The organism is Bartonella sp. AS69XJJH (assembly GCF_042195585.1).
Taxonomy (GTDB): Bacteria; Pseudomonadota; Alphaproteobacteria; order Rhizobiales; family Rhizobiaceae; genus Bartonella.
This window is the reverse complement of record NZ_JBHIOO010000072.1, coordinates 1-1,839: the sequence shown is the minus strand read 5'-3', so window position 1 is coordinate 1,839 and position 1,839 is coordinate 1. Positions and strand designations below refer to the sequence as shown.

Annotated in this window: 2 protein-coding genes and 1 pseudogene; all 3 read left to right on the top strand. The window is 44.8% G+C overall.

Going from position 1 to position 1,839, the window contains the following annotated elements:
• Positions 1 to 41: 41 nt before the first annotated feature.
• Positions 42 to 467, top strand: a complete 426-nt coding sequence (locus tag ACFIK6_RS09635) for a hypothetical protein (protein ID WP_375642788.1) — start codon at positions 42 to 44, stop codon at positions 465 to 467.
• A gap of 1 nt (position 468) precedes the next feature.
• Positions 469 to 1,398: a hypothetical protein gene (locus ACFIK6_RS09630; RefSeq protein ID WP_375677597.1), complete on the top strand. Its 930-nt coding sequence runs from the start codon at positions 469 to 471 to the stop codon at positions 1,396 to 1,398.
• A gap of 33 nt (positions 1,399 to 1,431) precedes the next feature.
• Positions 1,432 to 1,839, top strand: a pseudogene (locus ACFIK6_RS09625) (hypothetical protein); the annotation flags it as partial.

Sequence of the window (1,839 nt, the reverse complement as noted above, 5' to 3'; positions counted from 1 at the left end):
ACGGGCTTTAATGTGGATTTACGTCCTTTTGGTAGAGGGTAATGGCAAAAGTCTTTTTGACCAGTTCTTGGGATATGGAGCGTATAGCCCCTTATCTTGAAGAGATTATTGCGTCTTTTAATGAGTATGTAGAGCGTTTTAAACATGAAATTACGTTGCAAGAACTGATTGAAGCCATTTGCACGGGCAAGAAACAGTTATGGCTTGTTTTGGATGATGAAGAGCGATTTTTAGCGGTAGTCACGACCCAGATACAACAGACAGTTTTAGGAAAGAAGCGCGCGCTCATTTGTGAATGTAGTGGGAAGGGCGTTCTTGATTTGGTTGACAATTTGCAAGTTGCAGAGGATTGGGCGCGTGAGAATGGCGCTTCTGAAATGGAGATCTTGGGTCGTTTGGGTTGGAAACGTGCATTGGACAAGCAAGGTTACAGCATAGATATGCTTTATTACAGGAAGGAATTGTGAAATGGGGAGCAAGACACCAGCAACAACAGAACAAAAGCAGGTACAGACAAGCGCCCCTCCAGCTTGGATGCAGAATGTATTTAAGCGTGGGGGTGCAGATGCGTATAACATGTATAACACAGGGATTGGTGGCAATGTGTATGGAGGACCTCGTGTTGCCCCGTTAAGTGCTCAAACCACCCAAGCCATAGGTGGTCTTGGGAGTGTCCCTCATCATTATCAAAATCGCTCTTTGATGAATACAATCTACAATCCAACGGCATCTGCGAACAATCTTGGGCGTATAGCTTCTGGTGGTATGATGGGAGGGAATTCGTATTTTGGTCAGGCGCTTCAAGAAGGATTAGATGATGTAGAAACTAGAATTAACAGATATTTCTCAGGCATTGGTCGCTATGGAACTTCTGATCATAAAGATGAATTGCGGAAGGGGAGCGGCTCTGTATATGCGCGCGCTATGGCAGACCAGTATAATCGTGATGCGGACCGCATGATGCAAGCGAATTCACTGATAGACCAAGCCAATCAAAATCAGTTGGGAGCCTCAAATAACTTCTTACAGGGGTATGGCAATGCCTATTCCAATGCCATACAGGGGGGAGGTGTGCTTGATAATTACAATCAACGCCTTGTTGATGCCAATCGTGAACGTTGGCTGGAACAAGACAATAGCGGTTGGAATAGACTGAACATGTTGATGAATGCGGCGCATGGTTTTGCAAGAAATTACGGCACGACAACGAATAATAATACAGCCTCTATGGTGCAAGGCAATAACCCATGGAAAAATGTAGGGGCTATAGGTTCTCTGGCACTTCAAGCAGCACCGATGGCTTTTGGTTACATGGCAGGTGGTCCAATGGGAGCTGCGTTGGCAGGAGGAGCATCTAAACTTTTTTTAGATTACATGAATCAAAATAAAGCTCTGTAGAATAATTAAAGAATAGTTTTGTAGGAGAGTGTGATGGTTGCACCGATAATACCAATGGCTTTAGTAGCAGGAGCGAGATTTGCACCGCATATTATGAGATATCTTTATCCCAGAGTGGCTCCAAAAGCGGTTACAGGGGCGCAAAGATTTGGACAATTCATGAAAGCAAATCCAAAGAGTGCCATAGCTACTGGAGGGGCAATGACTCTTGCCCCTTTGATGGCACCAGAGGAAGTACATGCTCCAAACAACCCCTATTTACAGAATATGCAGCAGCCATATGGACCATTTATGCCCTATACGGCTCCTAGAACGGAAATGCCTCTTGGTGTAGGAAATCATTCCTCTATGCCAAATGCACTAGAGAGTACTCCACAAGAACTTAAACCTCATGTTAATGAACAAACGCAACCATTAGCACCCGCATCTCCAACACCGACT

Coding starts and splice junctions, on each gene's coding strand:
- ACFIK6_RS09635 (WP_375642788.1), top strand. CDS start 42: ATGGCAAAAGTCTTTTTGACCAGTTCTTGGGATATGGAGCGTATAGCC.
- ACFIK6_RS09630 (WP_375677597.1), top strand. CDS start 469: ATGGGGAGCAAGACACCAGCAACAACAGAACAAAAGCAGGTACAGACA.